Origin of the sequence: Gordonia sp. SL306 (assembly GCF_026625785.1) — a bacterium.
Taxonomy (GTDB): domain Bacteria; phylum Actinomycetota; class Actinomycetes; order Mycobacteriales; family Mycobacteriaceae; genus Gordonia.
In genome coordinates, this window is sequence record NZ_CP113063.1 from 2,461,571 (window position 1) to 2,484,656 (window position 23,086).

The following is a 23,086-nucleotide window of genomic DNA, read 5'->3' on the forward strand; positions in this document are numbered from 1 at the left end:
GCAGGTCGCCGGTTTGCGCGAGAGGACACGGATCATGAGATCAGTTGTTCGAGTGCTGGTGGTGGCCGTCGCGGCCGCCGCATTGGTGGCCGGACTGGGTTCGACCGCGACTGCTTCGCCGGTCGGGGTCGGATCGGGCAAAGCGGGAGTGGTCATGCCCGGAATGCGCGTTCCCGCGGGCGGTAGCTGGAACTCGTTCCCCGCGGTCTATCAGCATCGTTACTGGCCACAGGCCGGCGTCTGGATGGAGTACAACACCCTGTTCAACGCCGCTCAGACCAGGGCAATCGATGCCTCCGGATTGGTGCCGCCGTTCGCCGACTCGAATCTCCCGTTCGCCGGGGTCGGGGAATGGCTCCGATCGGATACCGGCTTGGACCTGTTGGTGCGTCGGGGCGGCTGCTTCGCCATGGGTGTCCGGAAGGACCCGGTGTGGTCACCGATGGCCAAGAAGTGGGTGGCGGCCATCGTGCAGCCGTACTCGTCGCCGCCGTACCTGAAGTCGTCGACGGATCTGGTGTGCGAGAACTGAGCAGCGCCGGCCGATCAGGTGCAGATATGGCCGGATGCGGCGGAGTCGTGGGTCGGAATCACTCGCATGAGGTGACGGGCGAGGTGTAGACGGTGCAAGCTGGCGAACGCCTCCTCACGATCCTCGTCGACGAACTCGCCCGGAAACGCCGGCTTCTGACGGAGTCGTTCGATCTGTTCGTGATGCCACGCCGCATCCCCGGCAAGTAGTACCCAGCCGCTCGTGGTCCGGGCGAGGATGCCCACACTTCCCGGGGTGTGGCCGGCGAGGTCGACGACGAGCACCGAGCGATCGCCGAACAGATCGTGGCTGGCCGCGAACGTGGCCACGGGCGGGCCGTCGAGCTCGTAGATCTCCGATGGACGTCCGTCGGTGACGGTGGGACGTACGCCTCCCACCGGCGGACGATCGGGCCCCAACAGCCAGTCTCGTTCGGATTTCCTGAGGTGAACCGGCATGCCCGGGAAATCGAGCAGTCCGCAGACATGATCCCAGTGAGCGTGCGTGGGAAGGGCGAAGTCAGGTGTGCGGGATGGTGGTCGGCTGTTCAGGGCATCCAGAGTGCTCATCGTCGCCGCCGGCGGTGTGACCAGGAGACGAGTCAACGGCGGCAATTCTGCGATCGTGCGTTGGCGGGCGTTCCGGCAGTAGCCGGGGTCGACCAGAAAAGTTGCGTCAGGATGCTCGACGACGAAGGTGGTCATGGCAGAGGGCAGCCGCCGATAAGGTGCAGCCCCCTCGACGACCCCCATCGCGGGCACCTGGCGCGAGACCTGTGGCAGCGCGCGCACACGGACGGTCCGCTCACCGTCCGGTAAGCCGACATCGACGATCGATGCGAGCAGTCGCTGATCAGGGCGCCGCGGTCGCACCGAACCGCTGGTGAAATGTGCGGCCGCGGCGAGCATGTCGCGCAGACGCGGCGAAGGTGGCGGGAGATCTGCGCTCGACATGTCGACGCTCCTCGGTCGGCGTGCTTGCGTGCTGTGGATCGGTGGCAGTGAACGACGGTACCCGAGCCGAATCCCCGTCCGGCCCGGATCGGCACGACGGTGCGGCCGTCGGCCGTGTGTGGTCGGCCGATAGATGTACCCGCCGGTAACATCTATTGATTGATCGGCCTAAACTGAGTCCCATGACCGAGTTGACCTTCACGCCGACCGCTGACCTCGTCGACGAGATCGGCGACCTCGTCCGGAGCTGCGACACCCAGTTCACCCAGTACGGAGGCCGGCGTGAATTCGTCGGCCGGGTGACCACGGTCAAGTGCTTCCAGGACAACGCGCTGCTGAAATCGATCCTCTCCGAGTCCAACCCCGACGGCGTTCTGGTCGTCGACGGTGCGGAATCGGTCCACACGGCATTGGTCGGCGACATCATCGCCGAGCTCGGGCGCTCTAACGGGTGGGCCGGGATCATCGTCAACGGAGCGATCCGTGACGCCAAGGCGATCGGCGAGATGGAGATCGGCGTCAAGGCGCTGGGCACCAACCCGCGCAAGTCCACCAAGACCGGCGTCGGGGACCGCGACATCCCGCTGACCATCGGCGGAGAGACCTTCAACCCCGGCGACATCGTGTACTCCGACGACGACGGCATCGTGATCGTCGCGGGCGAGGAGTCCGACGCCGACGCCGCTGACGTGGCCGCAACCGAACAGACCGACGTCGAGACCACGGACGTGGAAGCAGCCGACGTGGAGACCTCCGATACCGAATCGTCCGACACCGCCTCCACCGAGAGCTGAGGAACCGATCATGCCGAAGCCCACACCAGAGTACTTCCGCCGGTTGGCCGCGCTGGTGGCCATCGACGACGCGGCCGCGCGTCCCACCCGTCCCGTCCTCGAGGCGTTCGGCGGTGTGGAGATGGCAACCATCCCGGTCGGTACCGCCGAGGACCTGGAGACCGCGGTCGCTCGTGCGCGCACGGCTCAGGAGGGCTGGGCGCAGCGGACCGCCGCGCAGCGGGCCGAGGTGCTCGCCGCGTTCTCCGAACTCGTCCATGCCCACGCCGCCGAGCTGATGGACATCGCGCAGGCCGAGACGGGTAAGGCCCGCATCTACGCGCAGGAAGAGGTCATCGACGTCGCGCTCACCGCGCGGTACTACGCGACGACAGGACCCAAGTCCCTGGCCGACCACAAGGTCAAGGGCATGCTGCCCGGTGCGACGAGCGTGCGGGTTCGGTACCAGCCCAAGGGCGTCGTCGGCGTGATCAGTCCGTGGAACTATCCGCTCACGCTGGCGGTGTCGGACGCGGTGGCCGCGTTGCTCGCCGGCAACGGTGTGGTGATCAAGCCCGACAGCCAGACCCCCTACTGCGCACTGGCACTCGCCGAACTGCTCTACGAGGCAGGCCTGGCGCCGGAGCTGTTCGCGGTGGTGCCGGGACCGGGAAGTGTTGTCGGCCAGGCGATCGTCGCCACCACCGACTACGTGATGTTCACCGGGTCGTCGGCTACCGGCGCGACACTGGCCGAACAGGCCGGACGCCGACTGATCGGCTTCTCCGCGGAACTCGGCGGCAAGAACCCGATGATCGTCACCGCCAAGGCCGACATCGATCGAGCCGTCGAAGGCGCTGCGCGCGGGTGCTACTCCAACTCGGGCCAGCTCTGCATCTCCATCGAGCGGCTCTACGTGGACAAGGCGATCGCCGACGAGTTCACCGAGAAGTTCGCGGCGTACGTCGCCGCGATGAAGCTCGACGCCAGCTACGATTTCGCCGCCGACATGGGGTCACTCGCCTCGGCCGCGCAGATCGACACGGCCGAAGCCCATGTGCAGGACGCGGTGTCGAAGGGGGCGAAGGTACTCGCCGGAGGTCGTCGTCGGGCCGACCTCGGTCCGTTCTTCTTCGAGCCGACGGTGCTCGCCGACGTCACCGATGAGATGACCTGTTACGCCGACGAGACGTTCGGACCCGTCGTGTCGATCTACCCCGTCGACTCCACCGACGAGGCGATCAAGCTGGCGAACGAAACCGCCTATGGACTCAACGCGAGCGTCTTCGCGGGGAACAGTGCCGAGGCCAACGGGATCGCCGACCGGTTGCGCGCCGGCACCGTGAACATCAACGAGGGCTATGCCGCGGCCTGGGCGTCGACCGCTGCCCCGATGGGAGGCATGGGGATCTCGGGTGTCGGCCGCCGACACGGAGAAGAGGGGCTGCTCAAGTACACCGAGCCGCAGACCGTCGCCGAACAGCGCTTCATCGGCATCGACCGCGCACCCGGCATTCCGAAGGGCGTGTATCGGGCGGTCACGCCGTACGCGGTTCGCGCTCTGAAGTACCTGCCCGGGCGGTAGCGCAGCACGACGCGCTCCGGCTGACATCCGGGCTCTCTCGGACTGGACGGGCGCGAAAAGCGCTTCAAGTGCCACGGATCCACCTGCTCTCGGGTTACCGTGAGCCCGTGACCGGACAGCGATCGCGCTCCTTCGTGACCCGTGCCCTGACCATCGGCCTGACCGCCGGAGCCCTTGTCGCGGCGTTGTGCGGCACCGGACCGGCGAATGCCGCACCGGCCCTGTCGGTCTCCACAGTGGCGTCGGGCCTCGACCACCCCTGGGACATCGTGGTCGCCCCCGACGGGGTGATCCTGACCGGTGAGCGGACCGGAAAATTCGTCGCGATCATGCCGGGCGGTGGACGTAAGACGGTGCAGGCCGATCTCTCCAAGGTCTTCGCGGTGAAAGAGGCCGGGCTGATGGGCCTGGCGCTCGATCCGCGCTTCGCCCAGACCCGGCGCGTCTACTCCTGCCAGGCGGAGTCGACCACCGGGAGCGCTGCGAGCATCCCCGGATCGGTGGCGAATCTGCCGCTGCCGTGGCCGAACACGGGGCAGGTCATCAATGTGGTGTCGTGGCGGGTGAACGGCGCGTGGTCGCAGATGGTGCGTGAGCGGACGGTGCTGACCGGCATCCCGTTGACGGCCTCCGGGCGGCACGCCGGCTGCGGGCTCACTGCCGCGCCCGACGGGACGCTGTGGGTCGGGACCGGTGACAACGCCATCCCGAGCAACCCTCAGAACCCGAACTCGTTGGGCGGCAAGGTTCTGCACATCACGGCCGGCGGGGCGCCGGCAGCGGGCAACCCGAATCCGCGCAGCCCGGTGTACACCCTCGGTCATCGAAACGTCCAGGGCATCGCGATCCGGCCCGGGTCGAACCGTGTGTATGCCATCGAACAGGGCACCGACGCCGACGACGAGCTGAATCTCCTGCGGGCGGGCGCCAACTACGGCTACAAGCCCGATCGGGCCCCGTTCATCTACGACGAATCGGTGCCGATGACGGATCCGGTCCGGGTGCCCGGTGCCGTCGGCGCCATCTGGCGATCCGGGAAACCGACCATCGCCACGCCGGCACTGACGTTCCTGCCCGGCTCGGGCTGGGGATCGCTGAACGGAGCAGTGGCGATCTCCGCGCAGAAGGGCAAGCATCTGCTCTTCGTGACCCTCGACGGCGCAGGCAACCGCGTAGTCCGCACCACGGACGCACTACAGGATCAGCAGGGGCGGTTGCGGGGCCTCGCGCTCGACCGCGACGGTTCGTTGCTCATCAGCACCGACGACGGCGGCAACGACCGCATCCTCCGAGTTCGATTGGCCTGAGCCGACCAGCCGACTGGAGACGATGATGTGCGAGACGAACTGGTGCGCCACGCCCACACCGAGGCACGACGCTTCTCGCGACGTACGGCGCTCCTGATGACCGGTGGTGCGGCGGCGGGTGCTGCGAGCCTTGCGGCCGCCACGGCCCGGGGCGCGGGTGATGCGCAGGCGGCTCCGAATCGGGTCGTCGATCTGACGCATGTGCTCTCGAAGGACTTTCCGCTCTGGCCCGGCAGTGCGCCGGTGGTCACGGTGCCGACCTCACGGGTCGGGGCGGGCAATCAAGGTTTCGCGACCAACTGGGTGTCGTACTCGGAGCACTCCGGCACGCACGTCGATGCGCCGGCGCACAAGATCGGTCACGGGATCACCGTCGAACGGATCGCGGCCCGTGACCTGGTCGCCCCGCTGGTGGTGATCAGCATCGCCGGTCGCGCGCGGACGAATCGTCGGACCACGCTGACCGAACGTGACCTCGAGCGTCACGAGGCGCGGCACGGCCGGATTCCGCGGGGAGCGCTGGTGGCCCTGCACAGTGGCTGGCAGCCGCGCAGCGGCGGTGTGGACGCACCCGGCTTCGACGCGTCGGCCGTGACGATGCTCGTGCGGGAGCGGGGTGTGGTGGCCATCGGCACCGACACCCTCAGCGTCGACGTGAGCGGTGCGGTCGGTGCGCACACCGCGATCCTCGGCGCCGGGCGCTATGCCGTCGACGCGATGGCGAACCTGTCGTCGGTGCCGGCGTCCGGCGCGACGGTGATGGTCGGGGCGCCGCGATTCGCCGGCGGAACGGGCGGGCCGGCACGAGTGCTGGCCCTGGTCTGAGCACCCTTCGGGTTACCTTCGATCACGTCGGCCGTGGGATCAGTGTGACGCCCAGCCGTCGGCGGCACTCGCCTGCCGCCACTCGACATCCCAGCGATCCTCGTGCCGGCGCGCCACCCCGAGGCCCAGCAGGCGTACACCGGCCAGCAGCAGGGCAGCGATCGTGAGCCATCCGAACACCCCGACCGCGGCGGCACCGGCCACTCGTCCGAATCGATCCGGCGGCTGCGGTACCACGTCGCCGGTCGAATCCGTCCAGATCCGGGTCGTCGTGCCGGCACGGGTCGTCGACGGCACCGATGTGGTGTCGGTACGGGCCACGCCATGGTGCATCCACCTGACCGTGGCGCCGGTGTCCAGTGCGGTCGGATCAGCGGGCAGCACGTCGACCACGCGTGCGGTCACCGGTGTGGTCGATGCGGCGCGCGCCGACACCTGGCCGTACGTCGAGCACCCCGCCAGGACCGCGACGGGGACGGCGAGCAGTGCGACGACCGCAGCCACGAGACCGACGGTGGCGACCATCCGGTCGCCACGCCGCAGGAGCGGATTGGACGACCATGGCATCCGTCCGCCGATCGTGCCGAGCGCGTACCGCAAACCGTTCGTCCTCCCCACGGTGTTGATCGGTGTCGATCTGATTCGGGTCGATCTGATCCGGGACCTCTACTCCCAGCATCTGCCGAAAACGGCGGAATGGCGAGCGACGACCGTGTACACGGTCATTTCTGTGATGGACATGACACGCTGCGACCCCGCGCCGGCGCTCACAGGCTTCTCCCAGTCATCGTCCAGCCTGGCGTGAGTCGCAGGCCCCACTGTGGGATCAAGACATCCGACACAGGAGGACCCATGACCACAGTGCTGGCACGCCCGGGTGCGCCGACGCCCGGCGAACCGCCACCCCCGACCAGAGCGCGCGGCCGCCACGCCGACGACACACCGAGGCCCGAGCGCGCCGTCGCGTGGAGCCCGTTCGCCCTGACCGGGTTGCTGGTGACCACCGCGGTGCTCTACCTGTGGAACCTGGCGGCCAGCGGGTACGCCAACACCTTCTACGCGGCGGCCGCCCAGGCGGGCTCGCAGAGCTGGACGGCCTGGTTCTTCGGATCGCTCGACTCGGCGAACTTCATCACCGTGGACAAGCCGCCGGCATCACTCTGGGTGACCGGGCTGTCGGTGCGGGTGTTCGGGATGAACAGCTGGGCGGTGCTGGTCCCGCAGGCTTTGATGGGAGTGGCCGCGGTTGCGCTGCTGTACTGCGCGATGCGGCGTACCTTCGCCGATCCACGCCACGGCACCGCCGCGGGCCTGATCGCGGGCGCAGTGCTCGCTCTCAACCCGGCCGCGGCGCTGATGTTCCGGTTCAACAACCCGGATGCGCTGCTCGTCCTGCTGATGGTGGCGGCCGGTTATGCGGTGACCCGGGCGATCGCGACCAACTCGGGCCGTTGGCTCGCGCTCGTCGGTGTGGCCCTGGGGTTCGCCTTCCTCACCAAGATGTTGCAGGGATTGCTCGTCCTGCCCGCTTTCGGGCTGGCGTACCTCATGTTCGCCGACAACGGCTGGTGGAAGCGGATCGGTCACCTGATCGGTGCGACCGTCGCGCTCATCGTGTCGGCGGGCTGGTTCGTGCTGGCCACCATCCTGGTGCCGGCCTCGGCGCGCCCGTACATCGGCGGCTCGACGAACAACACCTTCATGGATCTGGTGTGGGGCTACAACGGCGTGGGTCGCATCAGCGGCGGAGGCGGCGCAGGTGGGGGCGGTGGCCCCGGTGGTGGACAGGCCGGCGGCTCGTTCGGCGGTTCTACCGGCCTCAACCGACTCTTCAGTTCGGAGATGGGCAACGAGATCTCGTGGTTGCTCCCGGTAGCTCTGTTCGCACTCGCCTTCGCGATCTACCTCGGGGTGCGTAGCTTCCCGATCTTCCGCTTCACCAACGGCATCAGCCGTGTCGAGGGTGGCGCCGTGGTCGCCTGGGGCGGCTGGCTGGTGATCACCGGACTGATCTTCAGCTTCATGAGCGGCACCATCCACCCCTATTACACAGTGGCCTTGGCGCCGGCGATCGGCGCGATGGTCGGCATGGGCGGCGTGTTCGCCTGGCGGCGACGGGATCGCTGGGACGGCCGGATCGCACTGGCCGCGATGATCGGTCTGGCCGGCTGGTGGTCCATCGTCCTGCTGAACCGCAACGACTTCGGTCCCGTCTGGTGCCGTTGGCTGATCGGCGCGCTGGCGTTGATCAGCGTGGCCGTGCTGCTCGTGGGCAGCGTGATGGCCTGGCGTAAGGCCGTGGCCGGCGCCGTGATCATCGGTGCACTCGCCGGTGCCGGTGGCAGCGTCGGATTCGCGATCGCGACCGCCGCGTCCGCACACAGCGGATCGATCCCGACCGCGGTCAGCACCTCCATGGAAGGTGGCGGCATGGGCGGACCCGGCGGCACTCCTCCGGCGATGAACGGTCAGGCCCAGGGCGGTCAGACCCAGAATGGCCAGACCCAAGGTGGTCAAACGCCGAGCGGCACCACGACCAACAGTGGTCAGGGTCAGCGTCCGTCCGGTGGCGGGGGCATGGGTGGCGGTATGGGCGGCGACATCTCGTCGAACACCGAACTCGTCGCCCTGCTGAAGTCCTCGGACGCCACGTGGTCGGCGGCCACCAACGGTTCGCAGTCCGCCTCCGGCATCGAGATCGCCACGGGTACCGCGGTGATGGCCATCGGGGGATGGAGTGGCGACCCCGCTCCGACCCTGCAGCAGTTCATCGATTATGTGAAGGCCGGCAAGATCGGCTACTACATCGGTGGCGGACAGGGTGGTCCCGGCGGCAACTCGGAGATCTCCACCTGGGTCGCGCAGAACTACACGGCGACCACGGTCGGCGGGACGACGGTCTACAAGCTCAACTGATTCCGGGCGCCTCGACCCGATCGGCGACTCGGAGAGCCGCTCACCCTCACCGGTGGGCGGCTCTTCGCGTCGTCGGTGTTTCTGCGGCGGGTACTGTCGGGTCATTCACCGGGGAAGGATGACGATGACCGACCGACTCACCGAGTTCGCCAATGGCCCCTACGTCTTCGACGTGATCGACAGCGGACCGATCGACGGCGTGCCGATCGTCTTGCTGCATGGGTTCCCGCAACGCGCGACGGCCTGGGATCTGGTCGTACCACTGTTGCACGACAAGGGATTTCGGACGATAGCGCCGGATCAGCGCGGCTACTCCCCCCGCGCGCGGCCGGGCGCCCGTCGCGATTACCGCATGGGTGAGCTCGTCGGGGACGTGGTCGCGCTGATCGATGCACTGGGCGTCGAATCGGTGGACCTCGTCGGCCATGACTGGGGTGCTGCCGTCGCGTGGTCGGTTGCGGGCGCGCATCCCGATCGGATCCGCACACTGACCGCCGTGTCGGTGCCGCATCCGGCCGCATTTCTGCGCGCGATGCCCCGCGGACAGCTGCTGCGGTCCTGGTACATGGCGTTCTTCAACCTGCCGAAGATCCCGGAACTGTTCCTGTCCAGGGTTTTTCGGCCATCGGCGGGCGGCGGGAAGCGGATCGGGTTGCCGGAGCCGTTCGCCGGCCGTCTCTACGACGACATCGTCGCCTCGGGTGCGCTGACCGGGGCGCTGAACTGGTACCGCGGGCTGCCTTTCGGGACGCGCGAGGACCGGCGGTTCCCGAAGATCATCGTCCCGACCACCTACCTGTGGAGTGACGGCGATTTCGCGCTCGGTCGCAGGGGTGCGGAGATGACCGGGAACTGGGTGGACGCACCGTACGAGTTCCGTGTGATCAACGATGCCGACCACTGGCTGCCCGAGAACCGCCCGCAGGAGGTCGCCACGGCGATCCTCGACCGTGTGGCGGCCCGGTCGGCCTAGTCGCCTCTGCGCCGAAGGACCGCGATCAGGATCGCAACCAGGGCGGCGAGCGCGGCGGCGGCGACGATCGGGACGGTCCGGTTCGCGGACGGGAGCTCGGTGGGTGCGCCGGCCCGGAGCTGCGCGAATGTCGCTCGCTGCGCATCGGATTCGGCGACGGCGTCGACGACGGCCGGTGACGGACGCGACGGCGGGGCCGACGGTGCGGTCGACGCGGGCCCCGACGGTCCGGTCGGTGCCTTCTTCTTGACCGGGGGCTTGGACGGTGCGGACTTGGGCGCGACAGGACGCGGCGCGGCGACGTCGGGCTTCGGTGCGGGGGTGTCGGCAGGCGGTGCAGGCGGTCCCGGCTCGGCCGGCGTCTCGGTCGTCGGCTTTGTCTCCGCCGCGGCCTGCTTGTCTGCGGCCTGCTTGTCTGCGTCGTACTTGTCTGCGTCGTGCTCTACTGCGGCCTGATTGTCGGTCGGCTGCTTCTTGGCGGGCGCCTTCTTTGCCGGTGCCTTCTTTGCCGCAGCTTTCTTTGCCGGTGCCTTCTTCGCCGCCGGCTTCTTCGCCGCCTTCTTCGGTGGCGTCTTCTGGGCAGGCGTCTGCGCGGACGACGCGCTCTCGGCCTGGCTGCCGGTCTCGGCGCCGGTCGACTCCGCCGGCCCGGTCACCTCGGATGCCGAGTCGTCGGACGGGGAATCCTGAGGAGTGTTGTTCGGGCCGGGGTCGGTCATCTGCTGCTCACGCTCCCTTGCGTGGTGAATCGGTGCGGCGGGTAGGGGCCCCATTTTAAGACGACGGCGGGGCCACCCACCACGCGATGGACGATCAGGCGCGCACGCCGAGCCGGGCCAGGATGTCCGCTTCGATGGCTTCGAGTTCGGACTCGATCGATTGATGCGCGGTCCGGCGCTGAGCGGCCGGCATGGCCTCCGCGGCGTCGACGGCGATGGCGAGGTTGTCGAGACGGGTCGCCATCGCGGACACGAACGCCGAGCCCTCGTCGGTGGTGTCCTTGGTGGCGACCTTCTCCAGCGATGCCCGGGTGGTGGCGATCCGCGCCGACAGCGTCGCGCCGTGGCCGGAGAACTGACGCAGCACATCCGGTGAGACGCCGGCACGGCTCGCCTGGAGCGCGGTGACCTGACCGCGCGCCGCCACCGCCGCGCGATAGGCGATCGGCACCACGATGGGCGACAGCAGCCGCACGACGGTCAGATAGCGGCGGACACTCGCCGGGCTGAACGCCTGGGCGTCGGCGGCGGCCTTCGCCTTGGCCGCGGTCGCCTTGGCATCGGCCTTGGCCACCTTCTGCTGGACCTTGCCGGCCGCCTTGGTGGTCTTGCGCTCCTGCTTCAGTTCCTTGCCGCGGTGCTTACGATCGGCGCGGCGTCGGGCCTTCTCCGACTTCCGCGCGCTCTTCGCCTCGAGCTTGGCCTCCAACTTGGCCTTGGTCTTCAGTGCCTTCGCCTCGGCCTTTCGCTGGGCGCGAGTCTTGCCATCCGACGAGAACAATCCCATCTGAGGAACCTACCTCCTGTGCGGTGTCCCGGAGTTTGAGATACCACCCGGCCCGGAAACCGAGCGGGAGTGCGTGCATCGGTACAAGCATTACATAGGCTCGACGAGGGCGGTCCCGCGTGAAGCGTCGGCACACGACGCGAGGCACGGACCGATGTCGGAAAGGATGGGCGAGTGGCGGCAGCGGCAGTGGTCTTGCACCCGCGCGATCTCGCCGGATGCGAACATCGTCTCGCGCTCGACCAATCGCACCCCGACCTCGTCCGTGCGCGTCCCGATACGCCCGAGGCGCAGCGGCGCAAGGATGCGGCCGCAGACCACCGCGCCGGGGTGCGCGACATGGTTCGCGGCCTGCACAGCGATCAACCGCCCGGCACGGTCGTGCTGGTCGACCCGACGTCCGATCATGCGACGCGGGTGGCGGCCACCATGGCCGCGTGCGCGGCCGAGGCCGCCTGGATCTGGAACGCCACCTTGCCGACTGACCTCGACCATGGCAGGCGGGGGCACGCCGAGCTGCTCATCCGCGACCGCTCCGGCTATGTCCCGGTGATCGTGGTGAACCATCGGGTCAGCTACCGCGCGAAACCCGGAAACGGCGGAAACGGCGGAAACGGCGGCTCGACGCTGACGAGTCCGGTCTGGACGTGGGCGCCGCGACCGGACGCATCCCGCAACGCGCGCAATCAGCGTCGCGATCAGCTGCGGCTGGCCCAGTTGACCGCGATGTTGCTCGACCTCGGGTTGACGCCGTCGGACGACCCGGCGGACCTGAAGGGCGGTGTCATCGGGATCGACGCCGACTGCATCGTCGTCTTCGAGATGGCCGCCCTGCTCGACGATTATGCCGAGTCGTTCGAACGCCGGATGGCGATCGCCCGGCAGACCATCCCCACCGCACCGCGCCGCATCGGCGAGTGCCGGAGCTGTCCGTGGTGGCCGCGCTGCGGGCCGGAACTCGAAGAGCGCCGCGACGTGAGCCTCGTCGTCGGCGGTAATCAGAGCATCGCGCTGGGCGAGATCGGGATCACGACCATCGACCAACTGGCCCATTTCCGCGGTGACCCACCACCGGATTGGCCGGGAAACATCCGGTTTGACGACGCGGTGCTGAATGCGATCGCCTGGCTCACCGACATCCCGCTCATCCGTCGGCTGGGAGAGCCGCAGGTCGACCGGGCCGACGTCGAGGTCGATGTGGACATGGAGAGCTACGGAGAACATGGTGCCTACCTGTGGGGCACCCTGCTCACCGACAACGCCGATCCGTCGCGGGAGGTCCGCTATCGGGCGTTTGCCACGTGGGAGCCGCTGCCGACGCGGGACGAGGGCAGGTCGTTCGCCGAGTTCTGGGGCTGGCTGACCGCCGAACGTGAGGCCGCCCATGCCGCCGGGAAAACCTTTGCGGCGTACTGCTACTCGCAGCAGGCCGAGAATCGGTGGCTGCTGGGATCCGCGCAGCGTTTCGCCGGCGACGACGGGGTGCCGCCGCGCACCGAGATCGAGGAGTTCATCGCCTCCGACGAGTGGGTGGACATCTACGAGGCGGTCGGCCGCAACTTCATCTGTCCCAACGGCAAGGGGCTCAAACGGGTCGCCCCGGTCGCCGGTTTCACCTGGCGCGATGCCGAGGCGAGCGGCGAGGCGTCGATGGACTGGTATCGGGATGCCGTCGGTCTGGGTGGCGCCACTCCCGATCCCGCGCAGCGGCAACGACTGCTGGAGTACAACGAGGACGATGTCCGCGCCACCAAGGTGCTGCGCGAATGGATCGACGGGCCGGCGAAAGACGAAGTCCCCCACGCGGACACGGTGCTCGAGTTCCGCGACCGCTGAGCTCGTCCATCGCTGCAGCGACGATCAGGAACGTGTGGCGCGCAGCGCTTCGAGGAACGAGCCGCTCCCGAGCAGGGCGATCGCACCTAGCAGCAGAAGGGCCCCGGGAGCGAGGCCGAGGACGATCCGCCGCGTCGTGGTGAGCGCGCTGTCGTCGGCGGCGGGTGGTGCCGCGGTCGGCCGGGAGGCAGCCAGCGCGGGGTGGGGCGTGCGTGTGTCCGGAGGCGATGCCCTGGGGGCAGTCGACGGTCGCGGAGCTGCCGGTCGGGCAGTCGACGCTCCGCTACCCGACGGTCCGGCCGAAGCCGGGCCCGGTGCGCCGGCGGTCGGGACGCTGGGGACCTCGGCACCCGGTGCAGCGCTGCCCTGATCTGCGCTGCCCTGATCTGTGCTGCTCGGGCCGGCGCCATTCCGGCTCGTATTTCCGTCGCCAGAGCTGCCGGGCATGCGTCCGCCGGTCTGCGGAGTCGAGGTGAAGAGCGGGGGGCGGGACGGGAACACGGCCGCGGGAGAGTCGTCATCGCCTGTGGAAGTGGTCGGCTCGGTCGTGCCTGTCGGATCGGTCGGCTCGGTCGGGTCTGTGGGCCCGGTCGGCTCTGTGGGGTCGGTCGTGGGTTCGGTCGGATCCGGGGTGCCTGCCGTCGGTTCGGGATCGTCCTTCGTCGCGCCGCCTGCCCCGGACTCGCCGGCACCGGATGGGTCGTCGCCGCTGTGATCGTGACCGCCCCAGCGGGACCCGGAGTCGCCGTCGGGTCCGGACCCTCTGTCGGACCCCGATCCGCTGTGTGAATCCGAACCGCTGTGTGAATCCGAACCGCTGTGTGAATCCGAACCGCTGTGTGAATCCGAACCGCTGTGTGACCCGGAACCGGTACCGGATCCCGACGACGAGTCGGGCGCCGAGAAGGCGACGCCCGCACCGATGCCCAGTACAGCAGCGGAGATCAGAGCGATGGCGGCGGTGAGCGCCCCGATGCGTCGGCGCGCCCCGATCCGACGCGCGGCTCGGTGATTCATCGGACCCCCCGGGTTCGGTGCCTGTCCTGCGACGATGATCGCCTTACGGTCGCTCAGAGTTCATCTTCCGGTAAGCTCTGATTTGCGCCACCACAGGTAATTCACGATCGAGTGTGAACAATGCCACACAGGGCAATCGTTACAGCATCGGCACAGGTGATACGCGTGGGTGGATGCGTTCAGGTACGTTCAAATCGTAACGGGCGTTGCATCCACGATGCACGCCGGTCTTAAATGTTTGCAAGTTCAAGCTTTGGATTTGCCGGGGAGAAGAATGACTTCACGAATTGCGGATGTGTCAGTAGGGGGCGACCGTCGAATGAACGTCGAGGGGATCGACTCCGCACCACGAGAAGCACTGGACCCAGGATTGTTCGCACGTCGTCTCGAAGAACTGTTCCGTACGGTTCCGGGACCCAATGGGCGTGCCTACAGTGCGAAAGCGATCGCAGCGCGGTCGACGGAGAGGGGATTCCGCCTCGGCGAGTCCTACTTGAGCCAGTTGCGCTCGGGTAAGGCCAAGTCGCCGTCGTTCCGGACTGTCGAGGGCATCGCCGCCGCGTTCGGCGTGGACGTCCACTACTTCCTCGAGGATCGGGCCGCGCAGCGCACGCGCGACGAGATCGACCTCATGCGCCTGCAGGCCGACACCAATGTCCAGCTGGCGGCATTCCGTCTGGCCGGACTGTCGAGCGACTCGGTCACGGTCGTCAACGAGCTGATCAAGGTCTTGCGTGAGCAGCAGGGTCTGCCCAAGGATCCGCCGGACATCCTCGCTGCGGGGATCTCCGACGCCGCGACTGAGGAAGCACGTCTGCGCGTCGTGGGCGCGCGAGCGGTGGACTGAACACCCTTGTTCGACGAGGTCCACTGATCCATGCGAAGTCAACGTGCGCTACGTGCGTTGTGTCGTGACACGCTCAAGGGTCTCGATCTCGACCTCCCGCTCGACGTCACCCAGCTCTGCGATCGCTTCGGTGTGCAGCGGGGACGTGCCATCCGGCTGATCGCCCACCCCCTCCCTGCCGGGGTGCCCAATGGGATCTGGCTCGCCGCCGATGACGCGGACTACTTCTTCTACCAGGCGAATACGTCCAAGCTGCACCAGGATCAGATCGTCGTACACGAGTTCGGCCACCTGATCGCCGGACATCAGATGCTGGGCGCGGTCGCGGCGTCAGCCCTGACCATCCCCTCCGACGAGCAGTCGGACGAGGCGCTGAGCCGCACGTGCTACTCGGACGAGCGTGAATGGGAAGCCGAGATGCTGGCGTCGATGATCCTCAACTGGGCAGGCGAAGCGCGTCTGACCGTCGGATCGACACCGGACGACACCCATCTCCGGGGTATCCAGCGGGTCCTCGGCGGGCACAAGGGCTGGCTGTAGCGTGATCGTCGTCGGCGTGGTCAACGCGATAGCCGCACTGGTCTTCGCGGCCGCATTGTGCTGGCGGCTCGAACAGATCCGACGTGAGGGCGGTGGCCTGCAGGCCGTCGCCATGACCGTGGCCATCGCGACCCTGACCATGGCATTCGTGGTCTCCGGTGACGACGTCACGGATGCCATCGACACGCTCACGTTCACCGGTGCCGACCGCGTCCTGTTCTACGCGTTGCTCGCCATCGGTGTGGCCGCACTGATCGTCGTCTTCTTCTATCCCGGTCGGTCCACCACCCGAGAGCGCCGGGCAGGGATCGAGGCCATCCCGCTGGTGGTGGCGCTCGTTGGTCTGCAGGTGACGATGCTCGTCATACCCACCGACCTCCGCACCGAGCAGATCTCCGAATGGTCGGTCCGCAACGTCGCGTTCGCCCTGTTCATGCTGATCGCCAGCGGTTACCTCACGTACGGGTTCGTCGCCTGCGTGCGCAGCGTCGGCCGGGTCATCGTGCTCGCGGAGGGTTACCTGCGGATCTCGTTGGGCCTCTTGCTCGTCGGCCTCGTCTTCCTGACCGCCAGTACGGTGCTCCAGATCGCCTTCGTCATCGGCTCGGCGGGTGATGTGGTCCGGCTGCCGTGGCTGTTGGACGTCAGTCGCGTGTGCTCGATCGTCGGCGTCGTCGCCTTCCTGATCGGCATCAGCTTTCCCATGCTGAGGTCGCGGTGGCATTCGATCACCGTGGGTCGTCGCCATCGCCGTGCCGCCGACGACCTGATCCCGCTCTGGGAGATGGTGACCGGGCCGGTACCCGAGGTGGTCCTGCCGACGTCGGGATCGCCGTCGCCGTCGATGGTGTTCCATCGCCGCGTGGTGGAGACGCGCGATGCGCTCACCCAGCTGAGCCCGTTTCTCACCGAGGATTTCGAGGTCGTGGACGACGACGCCCGGGTGGACATGCTCTGGGCGGCGGTGGAGGAGTACACGATCGTCGGACGGCCGCGGGGCGCCGTGCGCGAGATCGTGCCCGGCGGGCCGGACATCGATGCCGATGCGGAACCGCTCTTGCGGTTGTCGAGGGCGGTCGCCGCGCAGTCGGCGTGACCGTGCCGGACCGCGACGATCAGCGCGGTGCCATCCGGATGGCGCCATCCATCCGGATGGTCTCGCCGTTGAGGTAGTTGTGCTCGACGATCACCTGGGCGAGCTGTGCATACTCGTCGGGCTCACCGAGTCGCTGTGGGAACGGGATGGCACCGGCCAATGTCTGCTGGAACTCAGGCGTGACGCCCGCCAGCATCGGGGTCTTGATGGTGCCGGGTGCGATGGTGCACACGCGAATCCCGGCGCGAGCGAGGTCGCGGGCCGCCGAGATGGTCATCGCGTGCACGCCGCCCTTGGACGCGGCGTAGGCGATCTGGCCGATCTGCCCCTCGAACGCTGCGACGGATGCGGTGTTGATGATGACGCCGCGCTGACCGTCGTGGTCGACGGTCGGCTCGGTGGCCATCTGTTCGGCGGCCAGGCGCATGACGTTGAACGTGCCGACCAGGTTGATGTTGATGATCTTCTGGAAGAGGCTCAGATCGTGCGGTCCGTCCTTGCCGAGGATGCGCGCGGCCCAGCCGACGCCGGCACAGTTGACCGCGACGCGTAGCGGAGGAGCTGTATCGGCGACCGTGTCGATCGCGGCCCGTACGTCGATCTCGCTGGTGACGTCGGCGGCCAGCAGGGTCACGCCACCCACTGCCTCGGCCTTGTCGATCGCGGGTTGCAGATCGAGTCCGAAGACCTGTGCGCCCGCGCCGGCGAAGCGTGCGGCCGTCGCGGCGCCGAGCCCGGAGGCCGCTCCGGTGACCAGTACAGATGATCCGGCTACGTCCATGAGCGATCCTTTCGGGTGCACCGGCCGCCCGAGGGCCGGTCGGGGTGTCACCGATCACACTAGAACGGCCGTGGTGGGGTCGGACCGCAGCCCCCGGAATCACCGAACGATCGTTCGGGGCTCCTCGATCTCGTTGTCGGACGCGCCATCGTCCTGGCCAGACGAGTCGGTGGCCGCGGATCGGCGCAGATGGACGAGGTAGACCGCGCCGATGCCGAGCAGCACCACGACGGCGCTGAGAGTGGCGATCACGGTGACCGTGCCGGCGTCGGCGAGTCCCTCCCACAGAAACCATGCGGCGAAGCCGAAGAACAGGACGGCGGCGGCACGGGCGATGGTTCGCTCCGGCAGATGCTTGCCGAGCAATGCGCCGATCGCGATGGCGAGCGCATCGGCCGCGACCATGCCGATGGTCGAACCGATCCACACGCCGAGCCAGTCGTTGTTGGTGGACAGGGTGATCGTCGCGAGCATCGTCTTGTCGCCGAGCTCGGCGAGGAAGAACGACGACATGACGGCGAAGAACACGGACTTTCCGACCCGGTCGGCCTTGGTGGACTCGTCGTCGTCGAGATGGTCGCCGCGCAGGGTCCAGAGGCCGAAGACCAGCATCGCGACACCTGCGAGGATCGACATCACGTCCGATGGGATCGACACCCCCAGGAAGTGACCGAAGAACACCGACACGGCATGCACCGCCGTGGTGGCGACCGTGATCGCCGCCAGGACCACCCACCAGCGGTAGCGAAGGGCATAGGTCATGGCCATCAGCTGCGACTTGTCGCCGAGTTCGGCGACGAAGATCACGCCGAAGCTCAGCAACAGGGCAGCAATCATGAGAGCTAGGTTAGTGTGGCCTCAGTTGCCATTGCAACAGATTGCCGAGCCATATTTCCGCAGGTAGGACGCACAAAACTAAAAGTTTGGGGACCCTAAATCGTCCGGTGCAGGTCAGGCTGCCAGCAGCATCGCGAGGACCGCGGTGTCGGGGTCTGAGTTGGGATCTATGCCAACTTGGTTACGCAGTGTGACAACCGTCCCGTCCGCCTCGGCCTCCGCCCAACCGGCGCGGTGTTCGAGGCCGAGTTCGGGCAGCCCCGGCAGCAACACGCATCCCGAGGCGACCTCCGAGCACTCGGGCAGCGACGGCCGGGTCTGTGACGGGGGATGCAGCATGACCAGGGCAGGCGGATTGCTGAGGAATCGGCCCGCCTCCACGAAACTGTCGTCGATGACGTTGCCGACCGCGACCATCATGCCGACGGCGTCGGCCTCCGCATCGTCGGGCCGTTCCTCGACGACCCCGAAGATGGTGGTGGTCGGCAGAAAACCCGGCCGACAGGCGATGCGCACGGAGGCGACGAGCGTCTGCGTCCACTCGAGCGTGGATTCGGGCCATCGGCCCGAGATCAGGATGCCGTTGAGCGCTCCGTCGAACTGAAACGGCGTGAGGCCGATCGGGATGGATGTCGTCATCGCTGGTCTCCCTCGTCCACAGGGCGGAACTCCGGACTCGGACCCGAGAGCGGAGATCCTGTGGAAGAAATATCCACCAGCCATGCATCGCAGACAACTCGAACACGACTGTTGTGACGGTTCTTTTACACGCCGTAACCCGCCGGCGTCCCGGGAGGCGGGGTGGAACACGGCCCCCAACGGCCGATGTGTCCGCCGCGACACCGCAGCGCCTGCGGGAACAGGCACACTGGGTGGGTGAGAAATTCCGCCCCGCTGCGTCCCATGGAGATGGCCTCGATCGCCATCTTCGGCGGACTGACCGTCGCGGCGATCGTGGTCGCATCCGTGGTGCCCCTGGCGACCGCCGTCGGGTTGCTGGCACCGGTTCCGTTGGCTCTGGTGGCCGCGCGTACCCGTCCCCGGGCGCTGATCACCGCCTCGGTGGCGGCCACCGGGGTGAGCTTCGCGATGGCGGGTACCGGCGCCGCCGCGACCGTCCTGGGCTCGGCTCTCGTCGGCGGCATCGTCGGCGACACGAAACGCCGCGGCCGCGGCCTCGGGACGATCACGGTGGCGAGCCTGATCGCATCGCCGATCATCGGCGGCCTCTCGGTACTCGTGCTGCTGGTCCTGGTGCCGCTGCGGAAACTGGCTCTCGAGGCGCTCGGCAACACCATCGGTGGGCTGGTGAAGCTGCTCGACAAGTTCCCCGCGCTGTCCGGGCTCGCCGACACCGTCGAGTCGCTCGGCAACAGCATGGTCGACCAGTGGTGGATCTGGATGTGGGTGTCGGGCGCCCTGGGCACCGCGCTCTCCCTCGCGGTGGCGTGGTGGCTGCTCGGTGGTGTGGTCGCTCGGCTCGCCGACGTCCCGAGCGAGGACACTCTCGACGCCGGCGATGTCGCGAGTGGCGACGCACCGGTCGGTCCGCTGCCGCTCTCGTTGTCGGGCGTGGGCTTCCGCTACGGACCGGAGATGCCGCAGGTCCTCGACGACGTGCACCTGACGCTGGCGCAGGGCGAGTTCGTCGCGGTGGTCGGCGCCAACGGTTCCGGCAAGTCGACGCTGGCGAAGATCCTGGCCGGTCGCGCACCGACGTCCGGCTCGGTCTCCCGGCCCGGCGCCGCCGGGCTCGGGCGTCACGGGGGTACCGCGATGGTGCTGCAGCGTCCGGAGACCCAGATGCTCGGTTCGCGCGTGGCCGACGACGTGGTGTGGGGGCTGCCTCCAGGTGTGGACGTCGATGTGGAGGCGCTGCTGGCCGAGGTCGGCCTGGCCGGGCTGGGTGCGCGCGAGACGTCGGATCTGTCCGGTGGTCAGCAGCAGCGTCTGGCCGTCGCCGCGGCACTCGCGCGAGAACCGGCCCTGCTCATCGCCGATGAGGTGACCTCGATGGTCGATCCCACCGGCCGCGACGAACTGCTCGCACTCCTCGCCGGCCTGCCGACCCGACGTGGGATGACTGTCGTGCTCATCACCCATCGCGGCGCTGAGGCCGCGGCCGCCGACCGGGTGGTGCACCTGCACCTGGGACGGGTCATCGATCATCCGCCGCAGTGGGTTCCACGGCCCGGTTCGGTCGAGGAGCCGGTGGTCCTGACCGGGCTCGACGACGTGCCCGGCGCGGCGGGCGGCGAGCCGCTGCTGGTGCTCGACCGCGTCGGGCACACCTATCTGCGGGGCTCTCCGTGGCAGGTGAAAGCGCTGCACGACGTGTCCCTCACCGTGCGCCGGGGCGACGGCGTGTTGGTGGTCGGTGGAAACGGTTCGGGCAAGACGACCCTCGCCTGGGTCATGGCCGGGCTCATCGGTCCGACGGCCGGCACGGCCGATCTGCGCGGGAACCCGGTGACGGGTCAGGTCGGCGACGTCGCGCTGGCCTTCCAGCACGCCCGCCTGCAACTGCAGAAACAGACCGTCGGCGACGAGATCATGGCCGCGGGCGGCATCGAGGTGGGGACCGCGGAGGTCGCCCGCGTCCTCGAGTCGGTCGGGCTGCCCCGCGAGATGGCGGCCCGGCGGATCGATTCACTCAGTGGCGGCCAGATGCGCCGCGTGGTGCTCGCCGGACTCGTCGCGCGGCGGCCCAAGGTCCTCATCCTCGACGAACCGCTCGCCGGTGTGGACCCCTACGCACGCACCGAGATCGTCGCGATGCTCGCGCGGCTGCGGGCCGACGGGCTGACCATCGTGATCATCTCCCACGATCTGACCGACCTCGACGCGGTGGTGAACCGTCGGGTGCAGCTGACCGACGGCACGCTGGCCACCTTGACCGAACCGTCGAAGACGTTCGGGGAACCGAACTTTCAGCCTGCATCACCGGAGGTGACCGAATGAGCGTGCAGACAGTTCCGCTCCGGCAGGTGCCGGGTGATTCGCTGATCCACCGCCTCTGGGCGGGTACCAAGCTGATCGTCGTGATGGCCCTTGGCGTGATGACCTGGGTGCTGCCGTCGTGGCCCGCGCTCGGGCTGGTCGCCGTGGTGGTGCTCCTGACGGCGATCACCGCGGGCATCCCGCTCGGCGCGATTCCCCGTCCGCCCTGGTGGTTCTGGGGTCTGATCATCGCGGGCGGTGCGCTCAACCTGACGTTCGGGCCGTCCGCGTTGGTGGTCTATCTGCGGGCCGTCACGTTGGGGCTGGTGCTGGTCGCGAGTTCGATCCTGGTGATCTGGACGACGCCGATGGCCGAGGTGGCACCCGCGATCGCGACATTGATGCGCCCCCTGCGGTTTCTGCGCCTCCCCGTCGACGAGTGGGCCGTCGCGATCGCGTTGTGCCTGCGCGGTCTGCCGCTGCTGATCGACGAGTTGCGGATGCTGCGGGCCGCTCACCGGCTCCGCCCGTCCGCTCCGGCACGCAGTGGTCATCCGGCCGCCGAGATGGGTGTGGTGGACATGATCACGGCCGCGATGTCGAGCGCTCTGCGGCGCAGTGCGGAGATGGCGGAGGCGATCACCGCCCGTGGCGGTACCGGCCGTCTCACCGCGTACCCGTCGCGACCGGGACGCCGTGATGCCGTGGTGCTCGTCGTCGTCGGAATCGCCTGTGCCGGTGTGATAGTCGCGACGATCCTGCTCTGATCCGACCCGCCCATCGTGCGCACTTTCGCGCCGATCGTGCGCGAAATCCCGCCGATCGTGCGCACTTTCGCGCCGATCGTGCGCGCCGATCGGTCTATGCGCACAGTGGGCGGGATTCTGTGCCCGATCGACGCGAAACTGTGCACGATCGACGCGAAACTGTGCACGATCGACGAACGACTGTGCACGATCGACGCGCAACTGCGCCCGATCGGCGGACGACGACGGCGGTCACCCGTCGTGGGTGACCGCCGTCGAGGTCGATCGAACTGTGGCGATCAGGCGGGAACGATGAGTCCCGCGCCCTGCTTGCTCGCCGTCGCGAAGCGCTCGGCCGCGTCGGCCCAGTTGACCACGTTCCACCACGCCTTCACGTAATCCGGCTTGACGTTCTGGTAGTCGAGGTAGAAGGCGTGCTCCCACATGTCGAGCATGACGACCGGGATGATCGCCGCCGGGATGTTGCCGCTCTGATCCGTCAGCTGCAGGATCACCAGGTTCTTGCCGATGGTGTCGTAGCCGAGGATGGCCCAGCCGCTGCCCTGCAGGGTGGTGGCGGCCGCGGTGAAGTGCGCCTTGAACTTGTCGAAGCTGCCGAACTGATCGTCGATAGCTGCGGCGAGATCACCTTCGGGCTTGTCGCCACCGTTGGGGGACAAGTTCTTCCAGAAGATCGAGTGGTTGGTGTGGCCACCGAGATGGAACGACAGGGTCGCCGAGAGTCCGTAGACCTTGCCGGCAATGGTCTCGTCGTCGCGGGCCGCGGCCAGCTTCTCGAGGGTGTCGTTTGCGCCCTTCACATAGGTGGCATGGTGCTTGTCGTGATGGAGCTCCATGATCCTGCCGGAGATGTGCGGCTCGAGTGCCGCGTAGTCGTACGGGAGATCCGGCAAGGTGTATTCAGCCACGATTTTCCTCTCTGAGGTGCTGTGCGTTTCTCACTGCGCGCGTGAAAAGCTGCGACGTCTGACGTCGGTCACGCGGGTACTTCCACCCTTACCCACAGCATGTGGGATTGCAAACATTGCGGCGGAATCCACTTCAAGTGCGGTTGA

22 protein-coding genes are annotated in these 23,086 nt (G+C 68.1%); 13 read left to right on the forward strand and 9 right to left on the reverse strand.

Features of this window, described 5'->3' with window-relative positions:
• Window positions 1–34 precede the first annotated feature (34 nt).
• Window positions 35–532, forward strand: a complete 498-nt coding sequence (locus OVA31_RS11230) for a hypothetical protein (protein WP_267631162.1) — start codon at window positions 35–37, stop codon at window positions 530–532.
• A gap of 14 nt (window positions 533–546) precedes the next feature.
• On the opposite strand, the gene OVA31_RS11235 is transcribed toward OVA31_RS11230, so the two are convergent.
• Window positions 547–1,485 (reverse strand): MBL fold metallo-hydrolase, encoded by a 939-nt coding sequence (locus OVA31_RS11235; RefSeq protein WP_267631163.1) that lies wholly within the window; start codon window positions 1,483–1,485, stop codon window positions 547–549.
• A gap of 182 nt (window positions 1,486–1,667) precedes the next feature.
• On the opposite strand from OVA31_RS11235, the gene rraA reads away from it, so the two are divergent.
• The 4 genes from rraA (at window position 1,668) to OVA31_RS11255 (ending at window position 5,975) form a co-directional block, all read left to right on the forward strand.
• Window positions 1,668–2,279 (forward strand): ribonuclease E activity regulator RraA, encoded by a 612-nt coding sequence (rraA, locus tag OVA31_RS11240; RefSeq protein WP_267631164.1) that lies wholly within the window; start codon window positions 1,668–1,670, stop codon window positions 2,277–2,279.
• A gap of 10 nt (window positions 2,280–2,289) precedes the next feature.
• Complete coding sequence (locus OVA31_RS11245) at window positions 2,290–3,843, forward strand: succinic semialdehyde dehydrogenase (protein WP_267631165.1); 1,554 nt, start codon at window positions 2,290–2,292, stop codon at window positions 3,841–3,843.
• Between the two features lie 107 nt (window positions 3,844–3,950).
• Window positions 3,951–5,150: a PQQ-dependent sugar dehydrogenase gene (locus OVA31_RS11250; protein WP_420714171.1), complete on the forward strand. Its 1,200-nt coding sequence runs from the start codon at window positions 3,951–3,953 to the stop codon at window positions 5,148–5,150.
• Between the two features lie 27 nt (window positions 5,151–5,177).
• Window positions 5,178–5,975, forward strand: coding sequence for a cyclase family protein (locus OVA31_RS11255; RefSeq protein WP_267631166.1), 798 nt, complete (start codon window positions 5,178–5,180; stop codon window positions 5,973–5,975).
• Window positions 5,976–6,014: 39 nt separating this feature from the next.
• Here OVA31_RS11255 and OVA31_RS11260 read toward each other — a convergent pair whose 3' ends face one another.
• Entirely contained in the window at window positions 6,015–6,575 is a 561-nt protein-coding gene (locus OVA31_RS11260) for a hypothetical protein (RefSeq protein ID WP_267631167.1), read from the reverse strand.
• 252 nt (window positions 6,576–6,827) lie between these two features.
• On the opposite strand from OVA31_RS11260, the gene OVA31_RS11265 reads away from it, so the two are divergent.
• Both OVA31_RS11265 and OVA31_RS11270 read left to right on the forward strand, forming a co-directional pair.
• Window positions 6,828–8,891 (forward strand): ArnT family glycosyltransferase, encoded by a 2,064-nt coding sequence (locus OVA31_RS11265; protein WP_267631168.1) that lies wholly within the window; start codon window positions 6,828–6,830, stop codon window positions 8,889–8,891.
• Between the two features lie 124 nt (window positions 8,892–9,015).
• The gene (locus OVA31_RS11270) at window positions 9,016–9,864 is read left to right on the forward strand and encodes an alpha/beta fold hydrolase (RefSeq protein WP_267631169.1); all 849 of its coding nucleotides are present in this window, start codon (window positions 9,016–9,018) and stop codon (window positions 9,862–9,864) included.
• On the opposite strand, the gene OVA31_RS11275 is transcribed toward OVA31_RS11270, so the two are convergent.
• Together OVA31_RS11275 and OVA31_RS11280 are read right to left on the reverse strand one after the other, a co-directional pair.
• Entirely contained in the window at window positions 9,861–10,583 is a 723-nt protein-coding gene (locus OVA31_RS11275; protein ID WP_267631170.1) for a hypothetical protein, read from the reverse strand. The two genes, OVA31_RS11270 and OVA31_RS11275, sit on opposite strands and share 4 nt — an antisense overlap.
• Window positions 10,584–10,677: 94 nt before the next feature.
• Entirely contained in the window at window positions 10,678–11,370 is a 693-nt protein-coding gene (locus OVA31_RS11280) for a DUF6474 family protein (protein WP_267631171.1), read from the reverse strand.
• Window positions 11,371–11,544: 174 nt separating this feature from the next.
• On the opposite strand from OVA31_RS11280, the gene OVA31_RS11285 reads away from it, so the two are divergent.
• Window positions 11,545–13,206, forward strand: coding sequence for a TM0106 family RecB-like putative nuclease (locus OVA31_RS11285; protein WP_267631172.1), 1,662 nt, complete (start codon window positions 11,545–11,547; stop codon window positions 13,204–13,206).
• A 24-nt stretch (window positions 13,207–13,230) separates the two neighbouring features.
• Here OVA31_RS11285 and OVA31_RS11290 read toward each other — a convergent pair whose 3' ends face one another.
• Window positions 13,231–14,223 carry a hypothetical protein gene (locus OVA31_RS11290; RefSeq protein ID WP_267631173.1) on the reverse strand — a complete coding sequence of 331 codons (993 nt, stop codon included), beginning with the start codon at window positions 14,221–14,223 and terminating at the stop codon, window positions 13,231–13,233.
• A gap of 319 nt (window positions 14,224–14,542) precedes the next feature.
• Between OVA31_RS11290 and OVA31_RS11295 the strand changes: the two genes are divergently transcribed.
• Genes OVA31_RS11295 through OVA31_RS11305 form a run of 3 tightly spaced genes read left to right on the forward strand, consistent with a single transcriptional unit; the run spans window position 14,543 to window position 16,706 of the window.
• Window positions 14,543–15,070, forward strand: coding sequence for an XRE family transcriptional regulator (locus OVA31_RS11295; protein WP_267631174.1), 528 nt, complete (start codon window positions 14,543–14,545; stop codon window positions 15,068–15,070).
• A 30-nt stretch (window positions 15,071–15,100) separates the two neighbouring features.
• Complete coding sequence (locus tag OVA31_RS11300; protein ID WP_267631175.1) at window positions 15,101–15,610, forward strand: hypothetical protein; 510 nt, start codon at window positions 15,101–15,103, stop codon at window positions 15,608–15,610.
• A gap of 16 nt (window positions 15,611–15,626) precedes the next feature.
• Window positions 15,627–16,706, forward strand: coding sequence for an MAB_1171c family putative transporter (locus OVA31_RS11305; RefSeq protein ID WP_267631176.1), 1,080 nt, complete (start codon window positions 15,627–15,629; stop codon window positions 16,704–16,706).
• Window positions 16,707–16,725: 19 nt separating this feature from the next.
• Here the strand turns inward: OVA31_RS11305 and OVA31_RS11310 are convergent, their stop codons facing one another.
• From OVA31_RS11310 to OVA31_RS11320, 3 genes are all read right to left on the reverse strand, one after another.
• Window positions 16,726–17,487 (reverse strand): SDR family NAD(P)-dependent oxidoreductase, encoded by a 762-nt coding sequence (locus tag OVA31_RS11310; protein WP_267631177.1) that lies wholly within the window; start codon window positions 17,485–17,487, stop codon window positions 16,726–16,728.
• A 99-nt stretch (window positions 17,488–17,586) separates the two neighbouring features.
• On the reverse strand, window positions 17,587–18,324 hold the full coding sequence (locus tag OVA31_RS11315; RefSeq protein ID WP_267631178.1) for a TMEM165/GDT1 family protein: 738 nt from the start codon (window positions 18,322–18,324) through the stop codon (window positions 17,587–17,589).
• Window positions 18,325–18,438: 114 nt separating this feature from the next.
• Window positions 18,439–18,963 (reverse strand): peptidase, encoded by a 525-nt coding sequence (locus OVA31_RS11320; protein ID WP_267631179.1) that lies wholly within the window; start codon window positions 18,961–18,963, stop codon window positions 18,439–18,441.
• Window positions 18,964–19,227: 264 nt separating this feature from the next.
• Between OVA31_RS11320 and OVA31_RS11325 the strand changes: the two genes are divergently transcribed.
• Window positions 19,228–21,285, forward strand: coding sequence for an ABC transporter ATP-binding protein (locus OVA31_RS11325; protein WP_267631487.1), 2,058 nt, complete (start codon window positions 19,228–19,230; stop codon window positions 21,283–21,285).
• A complete protein-coding gene (locus OVA31_RS11330; protein WP_267631180.1) occupies window positions 21,282–22,031 on the forward strand; it encodes an energy-coupling factor transporter transmembrane component T family protein in 750 nt (249 codons plus the stop codon). The genes OVA31_RS11325 and OVA31_RS11330 overlap by 4 nt, the downstream gene beginning before the upstream one ends.
• A 278-nt stretch (window positions 22,032–22,309) precedes the next feature.
• Here the strand turns inward: OVA31_RS11330 and OVA31_RS11335 are convergent, their stop codons facing one another.
• Window positions 22,310–22,939 (reverse strand): superoxide dismutase, encoded by a 630-nt coding sequence (locus tag OVA31_RS11335; RefSeq protein WP_164309992.1) that lies wholly within the window; start codon window positions 22,937–22,939, stop codon window positions 22,310–22,312.
• Between the last annotated feature and the right edge of the window lie 147 nt (window positions 22,940–23,086).